Below are 20,327 nucleotides of genomic sequence, written 5' to 3' on the forward strand. Positions count from 1 at the left end.
TTCTGGAAATTAATGGGTAATTTTCGGAGTCGCGTTTGAATAGAACACAGATATAAAGCGCGGCAAATAACAATAGTGGCAGTCAATATGCAGAAATGAATCATCTGTTCCATATAGTGAAATAAGCTGAGTTTAGTTATTTGGCGAAATAGCTTACGCAGAAAAAGCATTAAATCGCGCCCGATGGCGATGACATAGTAATGAAAATTTCTATGCTGGAGAGAAGCGTCATGTCGCACATCGAATCAGGTTGGGGAGCTGGCCCGTCATCCCGTTATGAACAACTGGCGGAGCGTTTCCGTCCTGTGTTCAGGAACATACGCGCGGGCGCGATTGAGCGAGAGCTGCAGCGTCAACTGCCGCTGGAGCAAATTGCGTGGCTGAAACAGAGCGGCTTTACCGCACTGCGCGTGCCGGAGAGCCATGGCGGACTCGGCGCGACGCTGCCTGAGCTGTTCGCGCTGCTGATTGAGCTCGGCGAGGCGGATTCCAATCTGGTGCAATCGATTCGCGGTCATCTCGGCTTTGTGGAGAACGTGCTGAACAGCGGCAGCAGCCCGTTTCGGGATAAGTGGCTAACGCGCCTTGGACGCGGTGAAATCGTTGGGCCGGCGTGGAGCGAAACCGGCGATGCGCGCCAGTCTGAATTCTCCACGCGCATTGCACGCAGCGGCGAATCCTGGCGGCTCAATGGCCGCAAGTTTTACACCACCGGCTCGCTCTATTCCGACTGGATTGATATCGGCATCACCGATGAAAACGGCAAAGGCGTATCGGTGACGGTATCCCGCACCGCCGAGGGCGTGACGGTACTCGACGACTGGAACGGTTTCGGCCAAACCCTGACCGCCAGCGGCACGGCGATTTTTGCCAACGTGGCGATCGCCGCCGATGACATCAACGAAGAGATTCATTTCAGGTATTCACCGGCGTTTTATCAGTTGATTCATCTGGCGACGCTGGCCGGCATTGGCCGCGCGCAAAGCGGTGAAGTGGCGCAGCAGGTGGCGTCGCGCACCCGCACTTACAGCAACGGCAATGCGCCGCGTGCCGCGCAGGATGCGCAGATTTTGCAAGTGGTTGGACGCCTGCGCGGCGCAGCCTACAGCAGCGGCGCGATTGTGCTGCACGCCGCCAGCGCGGTGCAGCGAGCGTATGACGCCCACTTTAGTGGCGATCAGGAGGTAGAGAACCCTGCGGTGGCGATCGCCGAGTTGGAAGTGTCGCAGTCGCTGAATGTGGTGAGCGATCTATTGCTCAACGCCAGCTCGACGCTGTTTGATGCGCTGGGCGCGTCAGCCACGCTGAAACCGCTGGCGCTGGACCGCTTCTGGCGCAATGTGCGCACCCTTTCTTCGCACAATCCACGCATCTACAAGGATCGCATCGTCGGTGATTTCGCGGTGAACGGCACGTTGCCACCCGAGCAGTGGCGCATTGGCATAGCGGATAAATCATCCGTTTAATCGATGGACGATTGCACCCTCACGTAGCGGCGCAATTTATTGCGCAATAAAGTGCGCCGCTACGGATTGTGCATAATATTGCCGCCATGAGACACTCTGGCTTATTCCGTCAAAATGTCTATTTCACGCCATGAAAACCTTTCTGATTATTGTGCCCGACGGCGGCATGCTGTTTGAAGCGGCGGGTATCGCCGATATCCTGATGCGCGCCAATCAGCATCTGCCGGTTGGCGTCGATCAGCAGCGCTATCGCGTCAGCCTCGCCACCACCCAATCGCATCAGGTGATCCATGGCCAATCCGGCCTCAATCTATTAGCCGACCTCAAACTGGCCGATCTCGATCCGCGCACTGCGTGGGACACCATCATGATCACCGGGCGCGGCGACAGCGCGGAAGAAGGCAATATGGTGGTCGATTTCATCAAGCTGGCGGCTCCGCAGGCGCGGCGCGTGGTGTCGGTATGTGGCGGTGCGATGCTGCTGGCGGAATCCGGCTTGCTGGCAGGTCGCCGCGCCACCACGCACTGGCGCTTGCTCGATACCTTGCAATCGCGCTATCCCGAGATTCAGGTGGAAGGCGGTCCGCTGTTTATTCAGGACGGACCGATCTGGACCTCCGGCGGCGTCAGCTCGGGCTTTGACCTGACATTAGCGCTGGTGGAAGAGGATTTCGGCTTTAGCGTGGCGCGTGATATTGCGCAGGACATGGTGATGTATCTGCGCCGTCCCGGCGGACAGATGCAGTTCAGCCGTTTTCATCTGCAAACGCCGAGCGGCATTGGCCCGATCGGTGAATTGCAGCGCTGGATCCGCGCCAACCTCGCCGAAGATCTCTCAGTCGAGAAACTGGCGGAGCGCGTCGCCATGAGCCCGCGCAACTTTACCCGCGTGTTCACCCGTGAAACCGGCGCGCCGCCCGCGCGCTATGTGGCCGAAGCTCGTCTCGCCGCCGCGCGTGAACAGCTGGAACAAAGCAACGACACGCTGGATCGCATCGCGCAACAGACCGGTTTTGGCAGCAGCATCAATTTACGCCGCAGCTTTGAGCGTCAGCTCCATCTCACGCCGGGCGAATATCGCCAGCGCTTCCACTGTCGGAAATTGGCGTAAAGTGATCCTTTTTTGGCGTTTACGCCATCACACCATCGGCTTAGAGTGACTCCAGCATCTTCGGAAAAGGAGTCAATCATGACTAAGATCGGCATTAACGGCTTTGGCCGTATCGGACGTAACGTTTTTCGTGCAGCGCTGGGCAGCGATGATATTGAAATCGTCGCCATTAACGACCTCACCGACAGTAAAACCCTCGCGCATCTGTTGAAACACGACTCCCTGCTCGGCAGGCTACCGGCGGAAGTGGAAGCCGGTGAAGGCGAATTACGCATTGATGGCAAAGCGGTGCGCGTGTTTAGCGAGCGCGATCCGGCGAATATTCGCTGGCGCGATGTCGGCGTGGATATCGTGATTGAAGCCACCGGCTTCTTCACCGAACGCGACAAAGCCGCAGTGCACATCACCAGCGGTGGCGCGAAACGCGTGATTATCTCCGCGCCGGGCAAAAACGATGACCTGACAATTGTGCTGGGCGTGAACGATCAACGTTACGATCCGCAGCAGCACTTTGTGGTGAGTAACGGCAGCTGCACCACCAACGGCTTAGCGCCAGCGGCGGCGGTGCTGCACCAGGCGTTTGGTATCGAGCACGGTTTGATGAACACCACGCATGCTTATACCAACAGCCAGGTGCTGCACGATCAGCCGGAGAAAGATCTGCGCGGTGCGCGGGCGGCGGCGTTGTCGATTGTGCCTTACTCAAGCGGGGCGGCGAAGGCGTTAGGTCGTGTGATTCCGGAGCTGGAGGGTCGATTGACCGGCTATTCCCTGCGCGTGCCGGTGCCGGTGGTGTCGATTGTGGATTTGACCGTGACGCTGAAACACGATGTGACCGCAGAAGAGGTGAATGACGCGTTTAAAGCCGCGGCGGCAGAAGGTCCGCTGAAGGGGATTCTTGGATACAGCGACGAGCCGCTGGTATCAAGCGATTATCAGGGCGATGCCCGTTCATCGATTATTGATGGGCTTTCGACGCTGGTGATTGGCGGCAATCTGGTGAAGATCCTTGCCTGGTACGATAACGAATGGGGCTTCTCCAATCGTCTGGTGGATTTAGCGCGGTTGATGGCAAAACGCGGGTTGTGACTTTAGGTTCGTCTTTCGAGCAGTCTATACCACCGAAAGCACACATTGTAGCGGCGCAATTTATTGCGCGATAAATCGCGCCGCTACGGAATGTGCGATTATTGAATCATCAAGATGTTACCTAAGCCCCATCGCATCCTTCAGGGTAAAGAACAGATCGGTCTGATCGGTCAAGCCCACCACGTTAGCCGCATGCGGGCCGTACGCCGCAATGCGCACCTGCGTGCCGGTGTGTTCCTGCGAATCCTCTTCTGAATTGCCGTAGCTGATGGTCATCACCGCACCATCTTTGGTATTCACCGCCTGCGTCAGACCGGGCGCTTTGGTGCCATTTTCCACGATCTGACTGCTGTGCGCGTGATCGGCGGTCACCACCACCAGCGTGTCGCCATGTTCGCGCGCAAAGGCCAGCGCCTGCTGCACCGCTTCATCCAGATCGACGGTTTCACCAATCTGACCGCATGGATTGGCCGCATGATCCTGCTTATCAATTGACGCGCCTTCCACCTGCAGGAAGAAGCCTTTCTCATTAGTGCTTAGCAGATCGATGGCTTTTTTGGTCATCTGCGCCAGCGTCGGTACCGAAGCCGGACGCTGTTTATTCACTTCACAGGTCACCACCGGCTTATCAATATTGCCGTGATAGCTGGCTTTCGGTCCCTGCCAGCGCACCGGCATATTGCCGTCGGCAAACAGGCCAAGCACCGGTTTACTCTGGTCGGCCTGCTGAATGGCGTTCATGCCATCGAGATTATCAACCCACTGATAACCCAGCGCCTGTGCCTGTTCGCGCAGGGTTTTACCCTGATACTCGCCAGCTTTGGCGGTTTCACTAAAGGATTTCGCGCCGCCGCCCAGCGTGACGTCCGCACGGGTTTTTAGCATCTGCTCGGTAATCGATCCTTTACCGCCCTGCTCCAGCGCGTTAGTCGGGCACAATTCGCTGGTTTTCTCCGGGCCGTAGCATTTGCGCGAAGTGACGTGCGCGATCAACGCTGCTGGCGTGGCATCCTGCAGCTCGGCAGAGGAGACGTTGCCAGTGGCTTTACCGGCGGCTTTCGCCAGCTCAAGAATCGTTACCTGATCTTTGCCGTTCACGTCGACGCCAATCGCACCGTTATAGGATTTGGTGCCGGTGGCCCACGCGGTGGCCGACGCGGCGGAATCCGTCACGTAATTCGGCTTGTGGGTTTTCTTATCCAGTGAATAGTGCGTGTATTGACCGGTGAGCGGCAACGCATCAAGGCCGGGGAAGAAACCGCCTGCGCCCCGCGCCTGATTACGCGCGGCGGTGATTTCCGAATCTCCCATGCCGTCACCAATCAGCAGAATCACGTTTTTTGCGGTGCTATTACTTAATGACGCTCTTAGCGCTTCGGTCTGGTCGCCGGTGAGACGACGCGCGCCGCCGTGCTCGGTGACATCGCCGGTAGCAGCGCGGGAATAGTGTGCATCGTCTGCCACTGCTGATGTCGCGATCAGAGAAGCCAGCAGCGTAACCGTAAAGAGAAGTATCTGTTTCATTTATAAGCATCCTTTTCCATAGATATAACCAAATGTTTCCGCGGACAAGTCTGCGACAGTGCGGTGACATTTTTGTGACAGAGAGGGAATGATTTGATGACAGAATCGCCATGATGAGCAGGCTAACGGCAATACGCTCAGAGCTTAAGCGAATAGAACAAAAGGAGAAAATAGCGCTTGACCCTTTTCAGCGATCTCCCTATAGTAGCGCCCCGTTGACCCAGCGCGGTTGACAAAAAAATGTGGTGAGGTGTCCGAGTGGCTGAAGGAGCACGCCTGGAAAGTGTGTATACGGCAACGTATCGGGGGTTCGAATCCCCCTCTCACCGCCACATTCTAAAGAAGAGCCTGAACAAAAGTTCAGGCTTTTTTTTTGCCTGTTTTCTGTTAGCTCGCGGATTTTACTGAATCCTACTTTTTTGAGGATGTGACTATCTCTTGATAGCTGGCGATAAGCTGCTTCAGGTGCATTTCCGCTTGTGTTAACTGATTCTGAGTAGCGTCATCGTCCGATTGCAGCAATACGCGCAGTTCCTCTTCCAGTGGCACCGTTTCGTTGAACGCCTGCGTCATATTGTAGACCGCAGTTTTCAGTTCGCTCACCGTCAAATATTTGCCGCGCTTCTCGTCAAGTCCATTCAGGCGCTGCGACAACGTGTTGAGCTGCTCCATGCCCTGTTGCCATCCCTGCATTTTATCTGCTGGCATTGCTGCCGCGTTAAGCTGCTTGTTCCAGCGTGCGCTCATCGTTTTAACCGCATCCGAATCAGGCCACAACAGGCTGGCCTGCATTACCAGCGTATTACCGAGCTGCAGATTCCAGTCCGGCGATACGTTTTGTAGCCGGTTCAATTGCTGCTGCGTTTGCTCCAGCCATGCCGCTTCGTTTAGCCATTCGGGGGGATTCGCCTGAAGTTCAGCCATCATCTCCGGTGAGAGAGGCGCAGGAAGTGGTGATATTGAAGCCAGTAATGCCTGCTGCAACGGAGATTCCTGCTCAGTTTTTTGCACAACCAAATAGCTTATAGCGGCGATAAGTGACACGCTCAGCAGCGTCGCGCCCACGCCACTGATAAATGCCCGACGGCGCAGACGCCGCAAATCAGGTGCCGGCGCATCCGGAGACGGAACATACACCCAGCCGCTGACTTCTGCACTTGCTAACGCCAGCGCGGGCTTCTCAATCGGAACGACTTCAGGCAGCTTGGCCACAGCATCAGATGTTGAAACATCGCAGTGTTCCAGCATCACCACCGCACTGCGAATGCGGTCTAGCAACGGATCAATCTGACTAAGCTGACGCAGTTCAAGACGTTGCAGATGATCGCCAACCTCGCTGAGCAAGCGCGCCGCCTGGCTCAGCGCCGTCAAGTCTGCTTCGGTTATCGTTTGAGTACGCAGGAATTGCTGCAACCTACGACTCAGTCCCGCCAGCAGTTCGATACGTGAATGTGCCGGTTGCGGCCATAACGTCGGCCAATCGCGGGTAATCAATGCTACCAGCACCGCCAGGCCTTCCGTCATACCTGCCGTTCCTGCCGTGTTCGCGCGCGATAGCGTGTACCAGACCGCGCTTTGCAGCTCGACACCGTTTTTTTCGAACAGCGTTAAACAGAGCACGGAGACATGCGGCCAATCAACATCCGGACGCGCCGGATGCGTGAGTTTCTGCATTTCCTGGCGCAGCGCGGCATATTCAGCGAACGCACGCGGATCGCCGCCGGTTTTGACGAAGCGAGGATGAGATGAAGTCATTGCTGTGTTCCGAAAAGCCTTAATCAGGCGAAAAATTAAACAGATGCCCTGGCATCCAGATATTGCTGCTGTTTCATATGGCGGATCATCACGCGCCCTTCCGGCATAAATTCGGTGCCGAAGCGCACCAGCCCGCCCTCTTTGAGTTCGGCATCAATGGCATAGCGCAATTCGCCGGGCATGCTTTGTTCCAGTAACACCACATCAATGCGCTTCAGGCGTGGCTCGTATTTCAGCAGCACCTCAGAGAGTGTATACAGCAGCTGATGCGCGGTGCCGGGCATGCCCTGCAGGATACGCGTCATATCGGGCAGGCCGTAATCTGGGATATGCGACAGCGATCCGGCGCGAGTATTGAGGATGCGCTGCATGTTATCGAGCACGGAGAGGATCACCTGATCCTGTTCCTTCACACGGTCCAGCTCCAGCCCACCCGCGAAGCTGCCTTTCAGCAGCTCATACAGAGAAGGTTGATGGTTGCCGCCACTCATGGTTTTGCCTCGCTGATCAGGCGCAGGCTGTTGCTGTTTAATTCAATCACGCGCGCTTTATCCGGGTCTAAATCGTTGCGCTCCAGCACCAGCCGCCAGCTGTTTTTCGCCATATCCGGCTGCTGGAACAGCGCGACTACCGCGACAAATTTAGCTTCTTTTTCCATCGGCATATTCAGCGACACGTCGCCGCCCGGCGTCAGCACCACATCGCGGTCGGCGAGGAGTTCGGCTTTGAGCACGTCCGCCGCATCGCCGGTCAGTTGCTGATACACCGCGCCGTCAAAAGCTTTGCGCTCGCTGAGCTGGAACACGCGCACCATCACCGGCTGCGACAGCGGATTATGCTCGCGGCTGTCGCTGTTGAGGCTTTCACGCGCGCTGAAATCCAGATGCAGGGTTTTGATCTGCTTGTAGAAAATCGCGTCAAACGCCGCGACGGATCCATCGGTGACTTTCTGCTGCAAACCGCAGCCGCCAAGCAGCAACAGTGCGCTGCACATCAAAATTTTAATCAAAGTGGTAACTGACACGTCGCTGCTCCTCGCAGGGTTTGACCGGGCGCATGCCTGCATAGCAGCCCAGTTCAGTAGTAAAAGTTTGGGGGATGTCGCTGCACACTTCGTCCGCGCCCAGCACGCCGGTCATGCCGAGCCAGAACGGCGCATCACCCAGTTCCGGCGGGACCAGCAGTTGCGTATCCAGACACAGCCGGATGCGCGCGCAATAGCGCCAGCCGAGATACACCCGCAGCATCACCAGAAAATCCTGATACAGCTGGCCGTCCGGCAGCCAGCGCGTGGCCTCATCCGCGCAGGCGGTTTGCAGTTCGATCAGCAGCTGGCTGTTGGCATCCATCGCTTCATCGCCGAGCGGCGCGTTGCCATCCAGCACGAACTCGCACTCCAGCGGATGACTCACCGGCACCGGACGCAGACAGTACGGCTGCACGGTCACCGAGGTGTTCGGCGCAAGCAAACGCACCAGCGCACGAATGCCCTCTTCCGTTCTGCCCGGCTGACGCATGACGCCGAGTAGCGCCAGAAAGCGTGAAACCGGCGTGGCGATATGCTTGCCGGTGCCGGGAATGCCCAATCCCACCAGCCCGAGCAGCGACTGCGACGTGCTGTCGCCACCGCCCGCCTCAAAAGTTGCCGGATACGAGTATTTGCGCCAGATGCGATAAAACTGCGTCAGGATGCGGTGGTTAAAAATATCGAGAAAACCCTGCAGCGTTTCATGCCCTTCATCGCGCTGGGTGATGTCATCGATATAGCTGCCGGGCAGCGGCGAATCCACGCCATACAATCCGAGGAAAGTGGTGCGCACCACCGGCGGCGCAGCGGCATTGGCTTCGTTGTACTCAAACGCCTTCAATTCGCCAGCCGGAAACCCCATGCCGGGATGCGGTAATAGCCGCACCGCGTCGTTTTCCGGCTTGCTGGTGCTACCGAGTGGTGGCTTATCTTTGTGTTGATGCTCTATCAACTGACAGAAACGGTAAAAGTTCAGCCGCGTCAGCTCCTGCTCCAGCCGTGGCGTCAGCCGGAGATGCGGCGATTGTGCTTCTCTTCCCATTCGAGGCGCTCTCCGGTTGGCTGCAGGATTAAAATCAGACGATTAAACAGGTGGATATCGGTATACAACGCGAAAAAGCGGCTGAGCATTTCGCCAAACAGGCAGATATCACCGCTGCCGGCAAAGCCGCTGCTGTCGAGGGTGATTTCAATCTGCACACCGCGCAGCAGATAGCCCTGCTCAAAGCGTTCGGTCTCTTTGTGGCAGACGTGCAGGATGGCGTCCAGACGACGGCGGTTCATTTCGCTGTGCGTCCAGTCGTACAGCGCCAGCGTGCCGCGCAGCACCTCGGCGTTATCCATCATCCACAGAAAACTCGAACCAAGATGGCTCAGCACGCGCCAGTGAAAGCGGTCGCGATTGGGCGGATAGCACGGCAGCGTTGGCGCGCACAGGTTGCGCACCTGCATCGCCACGTCGGTGCTGCTGACGGCGGTATCCAGCAGCGTGCTCTGCAGCGCGCGGCGAGGCAGCTGGCCGTTGGTGCCGGTGACGCTCACCGACAGGCTTTCATGCTCCGGCAGGCTGTGATTATCAAAGGCTTCGCCACCGAGGATCATCCAGGTTTCATGCAGCCCGGACGGCCCGCGCCGCACGCGCGTGTGGAAGTAATGTTCCGGCGCTTCGTGACGCAGCATGCCGCCTTTGTGGCGGAAGCTGCTGAACGGCACGTACGGCAGACCTTTCGAGGAAATCACCGAATCCACCGAGTAGATTTCGGTATGGCCGTCCTGCACGCGCATCGGGCGCAGCATATATTCGGTCTGCAGGCCGTTGATCATCAGCGGATCAGATTCCATCGCAAACAGGTTTATCACCGGCACCGCGTTGAGGCGCAGATGTTTTTCACTAAACTGAAAATCATGCTCCCAGCGCTCGGCCAGCACCACGTCGAGTTCAAACCACGGCAGCGACGCGGGCAGTGCAATTTGCTCCAGCCCGCGCAGATTCACCGCCATAAACTTCTCACGGAAGGTGAAGTACTCCAGCAGCAGCTGATAGCCGCTGAAGCTGCCCTCGTCGCCCGGCCACAGCCGATCTTCCTCGCTGAAGCCCTGCGCGCTGAAGTGCCCGTCAAAGCGGCGGCTGTCGGTTTCACCCGGCAAACGCAGCGCGATGCTGGCGACGTTAAGCGTCAATGCTTCATGCAGCGCGCAGGCCAGCGGCGCATCGGCATTGAGGTAGAGCGGAATGCGGCTGACGTCGATACGGCTCCAGTCAGCCAGCGCGCCGCCGTTGAAACGCAGGCGAACAACTGAGCGTCCGGCGGCATCGGTGGTTAATTTTGCTGATTCCAGCGCCAGCGGCAGAACCTGCACGTCACGCGTGGTGGTGTAGCGACAGCGCGTGCCTTTTTCACCCACCGGACGTGAGATTACTTCAAAGCCGCGTGCCAGCCGCATCGGCTCCTTCATCTCGCGCCAGTCGGGCGTGAACTCCACCACCGACATCGACGGAATGGTGCGCAGATAGTGTGGCCACAACAGGCTGACCAGACCTTCGGTCAGTTCCGGCAGGTCGTCGTCGAGCTTTTCACGCAGGCGACCGACCATAAAGGCAAAGCCTTCGAACAGTCGTTCTACGTAGGGATCGCGCGCGCCGGCTTTGTCCAGATTGAGCATCGCCGCCTGCTCAGGATGCGCGCGGGCGAACTCTTCGCCGGCTTCCTGCAGGTAGCGCATTTCAGCGTCGTAATAACGCAGAGTTAAATCGTCCATGGTATTCACCTCAGTGAGGTGCCGCCCGAATCAGTCAGGCCGCAGGAAGTTAAAAAGCAGAAGTCAGCTGCAGAGGATGGCGGCCCTGACCGGGTCAAGCGTGATGAGACCGGATAACAGCGTGTCCATTTCCGGCTGAATGCGCGTGCGTTCACTCTCACTGCGCGCCGCTCGGGCACGCAGCAGCTTCAGCCGCCGGGCGCGCACTTCGAATAATAAGGTTGGTTCCCACTGCGCAAGCGTCAGTGCGCTGGCATGCTGATTGAGTTCATCCAGCAGATGCAGCGCCATTTCACTTTTACCGAACTGCTCGCACACTCGCGCCATTAGCAGACGTATTAACCACTGATCTCGCGAACTATTGGTGCCCGGACGCATCTGCAGCCACGCCAGTGCGGCTTCCACGCTTTCCGCTTCCGCTTTTTCCACCGCCTCGTTTTCCAGGGACAGAATATCGTTGTCAGGTCCGGCAACCAGCGTGTCGCTCTCCGCAAAGCCCACGTCGCTCATCACTTTTTGCGCGATCCAGTTGCGCGTCACCTCATCGGCAAACGGTGTGCCGTCTGAATACGAGAGCGTTTCCAGTCCCGGCAGCCTTGATAAAAGTCCATGCAAATCCTGCTGCACAATGTTCGCCAGCGCCGCGCCCTTGTCCTGACGATTCAGCGCTTCACAGGCGTACCACTGCAGATCGAACCACACGTGATTGATGGCCTGCGCAAACAGCGAGTCCGTCAGTTCCAGCAGTTCCGTCCAGCTTTGCTGCAGATACAGGCGCTTAAGGTGCGCACGGTGATCGGGTTTTGGCGGCGGCAGACGCGTATTGCCGCCGGGTCCGAGCGCAGGGAGATTGAGGATGGTATCCCAGCGTACGCTTTTCATCAGATGGTGGGCGGAAAGCCAGCCGCCGGGCTGCTCGCGCAGGTAGTTTGCCAGCACTTTTGCCTGCGCCTTCAGCGTTTCGCCGGAGTTGACCGGCGCGAGTTCAGCAAGCGACGAATCATCCACGTCCGTATGTGTCGGGCTGTTGAGTGGCACCATCGCGCTGGCACCCCCGTTCTGAGCTAAACGCAGCTCCAGCGCGCGCAACAGCGGCTGAAGCCCGTTGCGTTCATCTTCATTGAGTGCATCTCCAATCAGCAGCAATGCACCGCTAATGCGGCAAACCCGCGCGATATCGGCTTCCGGCCATAACGTCAGGCTGTCGAGCATTCTGGCGCTGCCTAGCCAGGCCAGCGCGCCCTGCCGACTGCGGCTGCGTTGTGGATGAAGCTTTCCACCAAACTTCTGCAGCGCGGCGGCCAGCAGTTCCAGTCCTTCCGCCAGCCCCTGCTCGCCGTCCTGATGCAGGCGCGCCCACGCGTAAAAGGTGATAACCCGGATATCCTTGCTCACGGTTGTCAGCAGCGATTCCGACAGGCGGGCGATGGTGTCGGTATCACAGCCGGAAAGCTTGTTCACTTCTTCACGGATCTGCATAAACTGATCGTCGTAAGCCGGATCGTCTCCGGCGGGCAACGCTTCACTGATCGGTTCCAGCCAGCGCGTCCAGTTGCTGCAGCGTTGTTGTGCATCGGTTCTCAGCGTGGACTCATCCACGCCGCAGGCGTGCACCAGCTCGGTCATTGCGCTCATTATTCTGCTCCCTCCATGTCGGTAGTGACGTCATCCGTAACGGCATCGCGCGGTGCCATCGCCTCGGAGGCACTGGCAGCATCGACGCTAAATATTTCCGTCGGCAGCGTAAAGCCGCGCAGGCGCAGCAGCGCCAATGGTCCGTCGCGCATCTGCGTGCGCAGCACCCACGTCAGCGTGCGCTTATCCGGCGTGGTAAAGCTCAGCAGCCAGCGGCTGCGATCGAGACGTTCACGTTTTGCCTGCTCCAGCCAGCGGATAAAGCCCCAGGTGCCGGGATAATCACCGTAAATCTGCGCACTGCTTTTCACACCGGTCCAGGTCAACAACGTCCCCGGCTTCAGGCTGTCGCCCGGCCAGCGCATCGCCTGCCACGTCGCCATCTGGTTGAAGTAGCGCAGCGGCTGACCATCAAGCATCAGCTGGGTTTCCACCACGTCTGGCGCAGCGCGGCCCTGTAGTTCAAAACTGATGCCCTGCGTGCCGTCAGTAAACAGAATGTCGGACAGCTCGCGCAGCTGATTCACCGCCTTGAGGAAAGCGGGATTAAACGTCAGTCCCTGACTGTGTGCTGCATCCGGCACCCAGCTGCTGCCCTCTTTCTGTAGTACGCCACCGAGGCGGCTGCTGAGGAAGCTGTCGATGCGCCCGGCATCGCGGCGGATAAACTCCGCCAGCATCGGCAGTGACGCGTCACTTTGTCCCGCCGCGAATGGATAGCGTCCGTCAAACGCGGTGCGCCAGTTTTCCACGATGGAGCGCTGCCACTGCGCGTTCAGGCTCACCGCAGACGGTTGCAGGATGGTTTCCCACGCCTGCGTCAGCGGCTGCACGAACATCGTCTGGCCAAAGCCGCTCCACTCTTCGCCGAGGCTCGCCGCCATCAGGCTGCCGTACTGCTGGGTATCGGTCAGATCGACACTTTTGCCCTGAAACACCGTCTGCGCCAGCGTTTGCAGCATCTCCTGCGGATCGGGCGCGGCGGCGACCTGCTGCAGACGTAAGCGCACACGGGTGATGCGGGTTAAGTAGGTTTGCAGCGTCAGGCTGCTGTCGGCGGCCATCAGCTGCGAGCCGCTGTTTTTGCCGGTCAGCGCCAGCAGCGGGCCGAAGGTGACATCCAGCGGCCTTTCAGGGCCGGTGGCTTTCTGGCTGATAACCGGCTTGTCTTTCTGGCCGATCAGGTCTTTGGCCGAGTTAATCAGCGTGTCGGAGAGCGCCTCGCGCTGCTGGCCGGTCTGGCCCTGCCACGCCAGCGTGTTCATCAGTGCAATCAGCGGTGACTGACGCACGTCGCTCATCAGCGTCAGCTGGTCCGTAACGTCAGCAATGTTCTGCGCCGGATTGAGCCGGATGCCGTTGAGGAAATTCAGCCAGCTGGCGGCGAAGTCACTGAAATAGCGCTCAGTTAACCGCGCCTTCAGCGCCTCCGGGGAAATCTCCTGCGGCACGGCGCTGCGGCTGTCGCTGAGCACCCAGTCGATTTCATCGCGCCGGGTGTTGGCCGCCTTCTCAATCTCCTGGCGCACGCCGCCTTCCCACGCCTGGCGAGTAAACACGCCCGGAACTCTGTCGTCACTGCTGAACAGCCGGCGCATATCGGTGCCCGGCGTCATATCTTCCAGCGTCAGGTCGGTGTAGTTGCGGCGCACGTCGCGCAGCACGTTCTGATACAGCGTCATCTCGGCGTTGCGCTGGCCGGTCTGCAGCAGCAGCACCTGACGTACCTGACTCAGCAGCGACGCATTGGGTTTGATGCGCCAGCCCGGCTGCGACGGCAACGACGCGGCATAGAATGCCCACAAATCCGGGGCCAGCGTCTGCCACAACGACGTTGAAATGCCCGGATATTCCGGCTGAACGGTCGCCATGGTCTGCGCATAAAACGCCGGTTCAGCACGCTCCGGGCGCGCCATCATCAGCCAGGCCTTTAACTGCTTATACCCCGGCTGCGCCAGCGTGGCGCGCAGTGGGCTGGCGGCGGGAAGGCTGGCCAGATAGGTCAGCTTCTCTTCCAGCGCGATACGCGCCGGTTCGTGGATCAGCCGCTGTGCAGCAACGCCGTACCACGGCAGCAACGCATCATGCAGCTGCTGCGTGTGGTTAATGCCGAAGCGCTGATACCAGGGCGCGCCGTGCTCCAGCCAGTGCTGCTGCTGACCGAGATCGTTACGCAGGCCGTGCAGCGCAATGAGCTGCGCATCATCAACCTTCGTTGAATTCACCAATACCACGGCTTTATCCGCCGCGCTGACAATCTGATGACGGTTGAACAGCGAAGACGCCAGCATGCCCGCGCCAGCGAGCAGCATCAGGCTCATCAGCGACCAGGCCAGCACCTGATCCCACGGCAGCCCGGTGCGACGACCTCTGGCGTGGTCTGACGCGATACTCTGCCAGAGCGCGCTGTCGGTTAATGCATGAGGATGCACGCTGTCCAGTGCAGGCTTTGCTTCCGGCAGGCTGAACATCAGACCACGCAGTAAACTGCGGCGCGCCGGGTCCAGCCACGGCGCTAAGCGCTGCTGCCAGGCCTGACTTTCACCGCTGGCAAGCTGCTGCGACAGACGCAGTAGCCAGTCGTGGCTGAGGCTGTGCTCAACCTGCGCCAGACCGCGTTCACGTAACGGAGCGACCAGGCTTTCGAGCTGTTGAAAAATATTCCCCGGTAGCGCTTTTGCTGGAAAAACAGCCCCTACCACGTTGCTTTCACGTTCTGGCTGCGGCCAGTCACTGTGACCGAGCTGCCAGATCCACACCGGCGCACGCCAGCGCAGCGCGGTGGCAATCTTCTCCAGCGAGCGCATCGCTGCATCACTTTTTTGTGGTGTCAGGGTGGAATTTGAATCCTGAACCAGCACAATGCCGTCCAGCGGACGGCTGCGGCGCAGCTTGCGCAGCGCGGCGTATTTTTCAGCATCTAACTGAGCATCGAGGCTACCACCGTAAATAAGAACCGTCCGGTTACCCTCCATCCACACATTTTTGCCGAGTCCCGGTACAAGCGGGCTGATCGCGGCGTCGTCGCCGACCACCAGAAGCAGACGAACTTTGCTGCGCCAGAAGAGGTTGTAGCGTGAGCGAAGATAGTTGCTCATATCGCTCGCCAGGCATGTGGAAGTAGTGGCAGAGGCAGGCATATCTTCTTTTTTGTCACCCGATGGCCTGACCGGGACGCCCGCATTCAACGGACTGAATAAGAAGAAAATCACCGTACATATCAGGCACGCGAGAAAAACAAATCCCGTCAACGGTAACCAAAACTGACGGGTGGTTGCTTCAACGGGTAAGGCTTTTAGCTGGGATAGCAGGAATAAAAAAAGCAGTAAAACGGACACGGCAACCAGCCCGTACCCCAGCAGACGAAAGAAGTTTTTCATTATATTTTATTCCTTTCATGCTCACCGGCAGCACGGAAAAATCCCGGCAGCAGCGCGCTGGCCACCACCTTTCGTAACGCGAATGCCAGACCCGGTAAGGTCACGCCAAGTACGGCCAGTAAAGTGATCGTTCCCCACCACGAAAATAACCAGACCGGGAAGGCAAAACCTAAAGACCAGATAAGAAGAGTATTAAGCAGCACCGCCAGCATCATTCCACCGGCAGGGAAAGGCGCGGCCTGCGCCCGTTCGGGGGAAGTGTTCATCAGCGGCATTTGCCTGCCTGCCACCATCGCCCAAGCCTGTTTATCATCGGCCCACACCAGCCACTGGCTACCCATGTCGTAATTGACGGCTTCGATTGCCGCAACGGACATTAGCCAGCCGGCAAGGTGGTCGTAACGATCGCAGCCTTCATCAAAATCAATGAGTCCCGCCATCGGCGCGGAACTGCGAAGAGACAACGGCAGTTCAAATACGGCAGACGTCAGTTGCTGACGCTGAGGGGCGGTGAGTCCGCTGAACCACACCAGCCCAACAGATGAAGATGGTTGCTGGTTCATCTCTTTAAGCTCTTTTAGCTCGGCTGAGAGTTCGCTGGTTTGCAGCGGCATCGCCCGAAAGACTTTTACGGTTTCTCTTTGCTGAACAGCAGAAAGCAGTGACGGGGGCGCGAGTAATAACGCGCTGGCAAATTCAGCCAGGGTTTCATTTACCTGACGATAATGGATTGCCAGAATCAGTACCGGGTTGTGCGATGCCAGCAACTGGTTATTCCAGAACTCAAAAGGATACTCAGCGGGCAACACATGAAAGGTGGGCGTCCACGGCAGTGCATGCTGTTTCCACAGTGACGCAACACGCTGCTTTTCCTGCTCCAGAGAGGCGGCCGAGGTCTGGATGACAACGGTGAGCGCACCACCGGGATACCAGTTTGCTAACGATAGTGCTACCTGCTTGAGCAGTGCCTGGCTAAGCTGCTCAAAGCGTGAAATGCCGGGGATGAGCGCTTCACCGGCCAGCAATGTGGTGGGTTTATCAATAACGTCTTTTTTTGCGACCAGCCCTGTTAACTGAGGGACGCAATCCGTGCTCACCGTTAAATTTATCTGATTAACCACGCACAGATGCTGATGGGCATGCTGCTGCCAGGCGGCATGCACATTCAGTCGCCAGCTGTTCCAGTAAAAAGCTTTCAGAGCCTGAACTTCCCAGCCTAATAAATACACCGTCAGGATTGCCATCACACTCACCAGCATCGCTGCGGCCAGCGGCAGCCAGGCTCCGGATGAAAGGGAAGACAGTTCTTCCGCTGAACCAGAAAACAAAAGCCAGGCAACACTGATTAATACGCAAAAGAAAATAATAAAAAAACAGATCCACGGAGAACATGCGCTGGCGGGTGTCCGCTCAGGCACTTCCGGTACTGACCATCCCATTAGCCGATCTCCATATCCGGCAGGCTGGCGATAACCACCGAGCCACATTCCGTTTTGCAGCCATGTATAACGATCCCACGACCATTTTCTTCATAAGATGCAATATCGCATTCGATAATACGGTTAGTGCCATGTAATGGGCAGGACACCGTATCATGCAGCAGGGCGGCATTTTTTCCCTGAATATCGAAAGTAGATGATGCAGATGTGACTTTGCCACCGTGAGACGTAGAATCTCCCAGAATGACTGCAAGCTTGCCCATTATTATGACCTATATTTTATTTACTGAATGGCAGGAGGATAACCAGTTAATAATATAGGACATGCCATCCCATACATTTTAAATATGAAGTGGCATCATCCTGATTTAATTGATGTGCGTGAATTAAGTTTTGTATTAATTTCATACCATTCAGCCTTTCTCTTTTCGAGTTCTACATCTGAAATGGTTTCTGTGAATATTTCAGCTGGAAGTGGGGGGATGTTTAGCTGGCCTGTTTCAAAATAAGTGTCATATCCCTTAGTCCAGTCTGCCATATCACGCAACTTTGCCATAAAATTCTTATCCCAAGTAGCATCACAAAAACCAATAGGCAAATCATAGGTAACAACCCGTCGCATAAATTCAGGGCTGTTAGGTAATGTACTGTGATCGGTTGGCTGAGAAATATAAGCACCTACGCGAATACGTCTCTCCTCATCAGTTTCAAGACGCATCACTGGCTCAAACTGAGGGAATGCTTTACCTGATGGTTGATAAGCACCGGTTGGTACTTGTTTTTTAGGGTACAGCACAACAAAGTTATTAAACGTATCATCATTTGGAACAACAAATGACTTATTATCTTCGTCATTTTTTTCAGAAAATTGTCCCCAACCCTTTCCCTTATGGGACATGGGCTTTTCATCCCATTCACTACCATCACCTGGGCGTTTCATGTCAAAACCGATCATTTCATCAGACAGAATAGGATCGGGAACTTCTTCTGAATTAATATTAATGGTCTGATATTTTGGCGTAAAATATGTTGGATAATTTCCGCCATCATCCCAAAAAGGTTTTCCGTCAGGCAAAGGCCAAAAGGGGGTCTTAGAATTCGGCGCGGCTCCACAAGAAGTAGAACGTGCCATCATTCGTTGAAATAAATGTCCTTTGTGGGCAGTAATTAATTTATGTGGCTGTTGCTCCAACCCATTATTTGGCAAACCTTGCCATCCAAGGCTTAATAGTGGAGATGACCCCATGACTCTATCATGCGGATTGCAATAGATATATAGTCTACCATGATTATCTCTCTCTGAGATCTGCCGTCCCGATATAGATGTATGAGATATATCTGGTGTCCATGGTTGATTGTCAGAAGATTTACCAACAAACAATTCATTATATTTATCTGATTGCAAGAAATTAGAGCGTTCAGCTATTTTATTTATAATTGCCTCAAGAGTCTGCTCGCGTGCGGTGTCTGTAATGATCTCTTTATCTTGTGTAGAAAATTTATCTGTAAGTTTCGGTTCCATTGCATAAGGTGAATTCAAAATGAAAAGACTATCAGGTGCTTTCTTGGCAAGAGACGTTGCTGCAAGAGCAATCATGGTTCCCTGACTATGAGATATTACACTAACAGTGTCTCTTGGAAATTCATCACGGATAGAATCCATCAAATCAGCCAAGCGCTTTGCTGCATGTGCATAATATTTCCTTGGTGGTGCAGTCTTGAGCAAACGGTCAAAGTCTGGTGCAAAATCCTGCACTTCCAGACCTAAATAACGCATCCTCTCATTAAATCCGACATCACTCCAAAGTGATACCAAATTATTTGTTCCGTTTTGGAATGGCCCTCCTCCCCAGAACCAAGGGCCTTTCCCTCTCAATTCTTCTAATTTCAATCCTTTTTCTTTAAGAAGATGGTAGTCTTCATTATTTTTATTAACTAACGGTATTTCATATGTTCCTTCTTCACCATCAACTGCTCTATAACCCCAATAAAAACGAACCACCGGGGAATTAGCCTCACCCGCATTAAGCAACACTCGATCCAATTTATAACCTTCTAAATCAAATATATTGTCACAGTTATATTTATTAGGAATCAGTTCAAAAGATGTTGATTTTAAACCCAAGCGTTCATTAAGCCCTTCACATATATTTCTTTCTGCTGTTGAATACCACTCTCCAGTGGAATTAACACCATGCACGAATAAAATGATCCCAGGGTGATGTATAGGATGTTTACACTCTGCCCTTACTTTAATACTTTTTGGAGACGGACTGCTTTTAAAATAAGGATTCCCGTTATCGCCAAGAAAACAATTAGACTCGCGAGTAGGATCGTTCACTTTATTCATTTCATAACTCCACTACTAGCCTTTAAATACCTAATGCTTCGAGGTTTGATATTGTCATCACAGTGGAATCGTTCATCAATTGATTGCGCCTCAATTTTGAAATCTGGGTTATCAATCCATTTGCCAACCTTATCTTTACTTCCGATGGATATTATTCGCTTTAATAATTCCTTGTGAATTCTATCCTGTATATAAACTGCATCATTGGTAACAATCACTGTATCACTTGGAAGTATATTTTCACTTTTGTGCGACTTAGCCCCCTCCCTTAAACTTTTGCTAACTATATAATGCTCCGAATTCCCATATTTATAGTTAACAAAGCGATGGGGGTATGAAATTAAATCATCACCTGCAGCATAGATAAACTCACCATTAAAAGATAAAACATCATTCTGTCTACTTATTGAGAATTCATCTTGAGGATTTTTATCGTCGCCTTCCAGCCCAGCGAATATCTTTATCTTTTTGTTTGTATCATTGTAATACACAAGCCCACCACTGTGACAACTGACATAATTCTCTAAAGTAAAGAAGCGATGATTGTCTATGCGATAAACCACTTGCGGGTCAACATCGATCTCAACACTCCTGATAGCCCGACCGCCCGAACCACTTGGAAAGCCATAACCAAAACTTCCACCTACAGTAGCTGCTATCATAGGTAATACAAAATTCCAAACAACAATCATCACCACTGCAAGAGAAATTAATATAGCTAATATTATTTTCTTTCTTCTGCTCATAGTTTTACTTTCAGTATTATCCATTGTAATACCCCAATATTATTT

15 protein-coding genes and 1 tRNA gene are annotated in these 20,327 nt (G+C 55.2%); 4 read left to right on the forward strand and 12 right to left on the reverse strand.

Translation table 11 applies throughout. From position 1 onward, the window contains the following. The first annotated feature begins 230 nt into the window (after nucleotides 1-230). The 3 genes from FCN45_RS11460 (at nucleotide 231) to gap (ending at nucleotide 3,666) form a co-directional block, all read left to right on the forward strand. Entirely contained in the window at nucleotides 231-1,466 is a 1,236-nt protein-coding gene (locus FCN45_RS11460) for an acyl-CoA dehydrogenase family protein (RefSeq protein WP_137385995.1), read from the forward strand. A gap of 130 nt (nucleotides 1,467-1,596) precedes the next feature. Further along, complete coding sequence (locus FCN45_RS11465) at nucleotides 1,597-2,577, forward strand: GlxA family transcriptional regulator (RefSeq protein WP_137385996.1); 981 nt, start codon at nucleotides 1,597-1,599, stop codon at nucleotides 2,575-2,577. 78 nt (nucleotides 2,578-2,655) lie between these two features. Further along, on the forward strand, nucleotides 2,656-3,666 hold the full coding sequence (gene gap / locus FCN45_RS11470; RefSeq protein WP_137385997.1) for a type I glyceraldehyde-3-phosphate dehydrogenase: 1,011 nt from the start codon (nucleotides 2,656-2,658) through the stop codon (nucleotides 3,664-3,666). A gap of 117 nt (nucleotides 3,667-3,783) precedes the next feature. On the opposite strand, the gene phoA is transcribed toward gap, so the two are convergent. Beyond that, the gene (gene phoA, locus FCN45_RS11475; RefSeq protein WP_137385998.1) at nucleotides 3,784-5,190 is read right to left on the reverse strand and encodes an alkaline phosphatase; all 1,407 of its coding nucleotides are present in this window, start codon (nucleotides 5,188-5,190) and stop codon (nucleotides 3,784-3,786) included. 244 nt (nucleotides 5,191-5,434) lie between these two features. Here phoA and FCN45_RS11480 point away from each other — a divergent pair. Further along, nucleotides 5,435-5,522 (forward strand) — tRNA-Ser (locus tag FCN45_RS11480). Nucleotides 5,523-5,601: 79 nt separating this feature from the next. Here the strand turns inward: FCN45_RS11480 and FCN45_RS11485 are convergent. The 11 genes from FCN45_RS11485 to FCN45_RS11535 form a co-directional block, all read right to left on the reverse strand. Next, nucleotides 5,602-6,945, reverse strand: a complete 1,344-nt coding sequence (locus tag FCN45_RS11485) for a VasL domain-containing protein (protein WP_137385999.1) — start codon at nucleotides 6,943-6,945, stop codon at nucleotides 5,602-5,604. Nucleotides 6,946-6,980: 35 nt separating this feature from the next. Continuing rightward, complete coding sequence (tssE, locus tag FCN45_RS11490) at nucleotides 6,981-7,436, reverse strand: type VI secretion system baseplate subunit TssE (RefSeq protein ID WP_137386000.1); 456 nt, start codon at nucleotides 7,434-7,436, stop codon at nucleotides 6,981-6,983. Beyond that, entirely contained in the window at nucleotides 7,433-7,969 is a 537-nt protein-coding gene (gene tssJ / locus FCN45_RS11495; RefSeq protein ID WP_137386001.1) for a type VI secretion system lipoprotein TssJ, read from the reverse strand. The genes tssE and tssJ overlap by 4 nt, the downstream gene beginning before the upstream one ends. After that, entirely contained in the window at nucleotides 7,947-9,014 is a 1,068-nt protein-coding gene (tssG, locus tag FCN45_RS11500; RefSeq protein WP_137386002.1) for a type VI secretion system baseplate subunit TssG, read from the reverse strand. The genes tssJ and tssG overlap by 23 nt, the downstream gene beginning before the upstream one ends. Continuing rightward, nucleotides 8,978-10,732 (reverse strand): type VI secretion system baseplate subunit TssF, encoded by a 1,755-nt coding sequence (tssF, locus tag FCN45_RS11505; RefSeq protein WP_137386003.1) that lies wholly within the window; start codon nucleotides 10,730-10,732, stop codon nucleotides 8,978-8,980. Before tssF ends, tssG begins: the two co-directional genes overlap by 37 nt. Before the next feature lie 63 nt (nucleotides 10,733-10,795). Then, nucleotides 10,796-12,367 carry a type VI secretion system protein TssA gene (tssA, locus tag FCN45_RS11510; RefSeq protein WP_137386004.1) on the reverse strand — a complete coding sequence of 524 codons (1,572 nt, stop codon included), beginning with the start codon at nucleotides 12,365-12,367 and terminating at the stop codon, nucleotides 10,796-10,798. Beyond that, nucleotides 12,367-15,747 (reverse strand): ImcF-related family protein, encoded by a 3,381-nt coding sequence (locus tag FCN45_RS11515; RefSeq protein ID WP_137386005.1) that lies wholly within the window; start codon nucleotides 15,745-15,747, stop codon nucleotides 12,367-12,369. The genes tssA and FCN45_RS11515 overlap by 1 nt, the downstream gene beginning before the upstream one ends. Further along, a complete protein-coding gene (locus FCN45_RS11520) occupies nucleotides 15,747-17,186 on the reverse strand; it encodes a hypothetical protein (RefSeq protein ID WP_137386006.1) in 1,440 nt (479 codons plus the stop codon). Before FCN45_RS11520 ends, FCN45_RS11515 begins: the two co-directional genes overlap by 1 nt. Next, the gene (locus FCN45_RS11525; protein ID WP_137386007.1) at nucleotides 17,186-17,449 is read right to left on the reverse strand and encodes a PAAR domain-containing protein; all 264 of its coding nucleotides are present in this window, start codon (nucleotides 17,447-17,449) and stop codon (nucleotides 17,186-17,188) included. Before FCN45_RS11525 ends, FCN45_RS11520 begins: the two co-directional genes overlap by 1 nt. Before the next feature lie 95 nt (nucleotides 17,450-17,544). After that, on the reverse strand, nucleotides 17,545-19,536 hold the full coding sequence (locus tag FCN45_RS11530) for a DUF3274 domain-containing protein (protein WP_137386008.1): 1,992 nt from the start codon (nucleotides 19,534-19,536) through the stop codon (nucleotides 17,545-17,547). After that, complete coding sequence (locus FCN45_RS11535) at nucleotides 19,533-20,306, reverse strand: hypothetical protein (RefSeq protein WP_137386009.1); 774 nt, start codon at nucleotides 20,304-20,306, stop codon at nucleotides 19,533-19,535. Before FCN45_RS11535 ends, FCN45_RS11530 begins: the two co-directional genes overlap by 4 nt. Between the last annotated feature and the right edge of the window lie 21 nt (nucleotides 20,307-20,327).

Origin of the sequence: Pantoea sp. SO10, assembly GCF_005281435.1 — a bacterium.
Classification (GTDB): Bacteria; Pseudomonadota; Gammaproteobacteria; order Enterobacterales; family Enterobacteriaceae; genus Pantoea; species Pantoea leporis.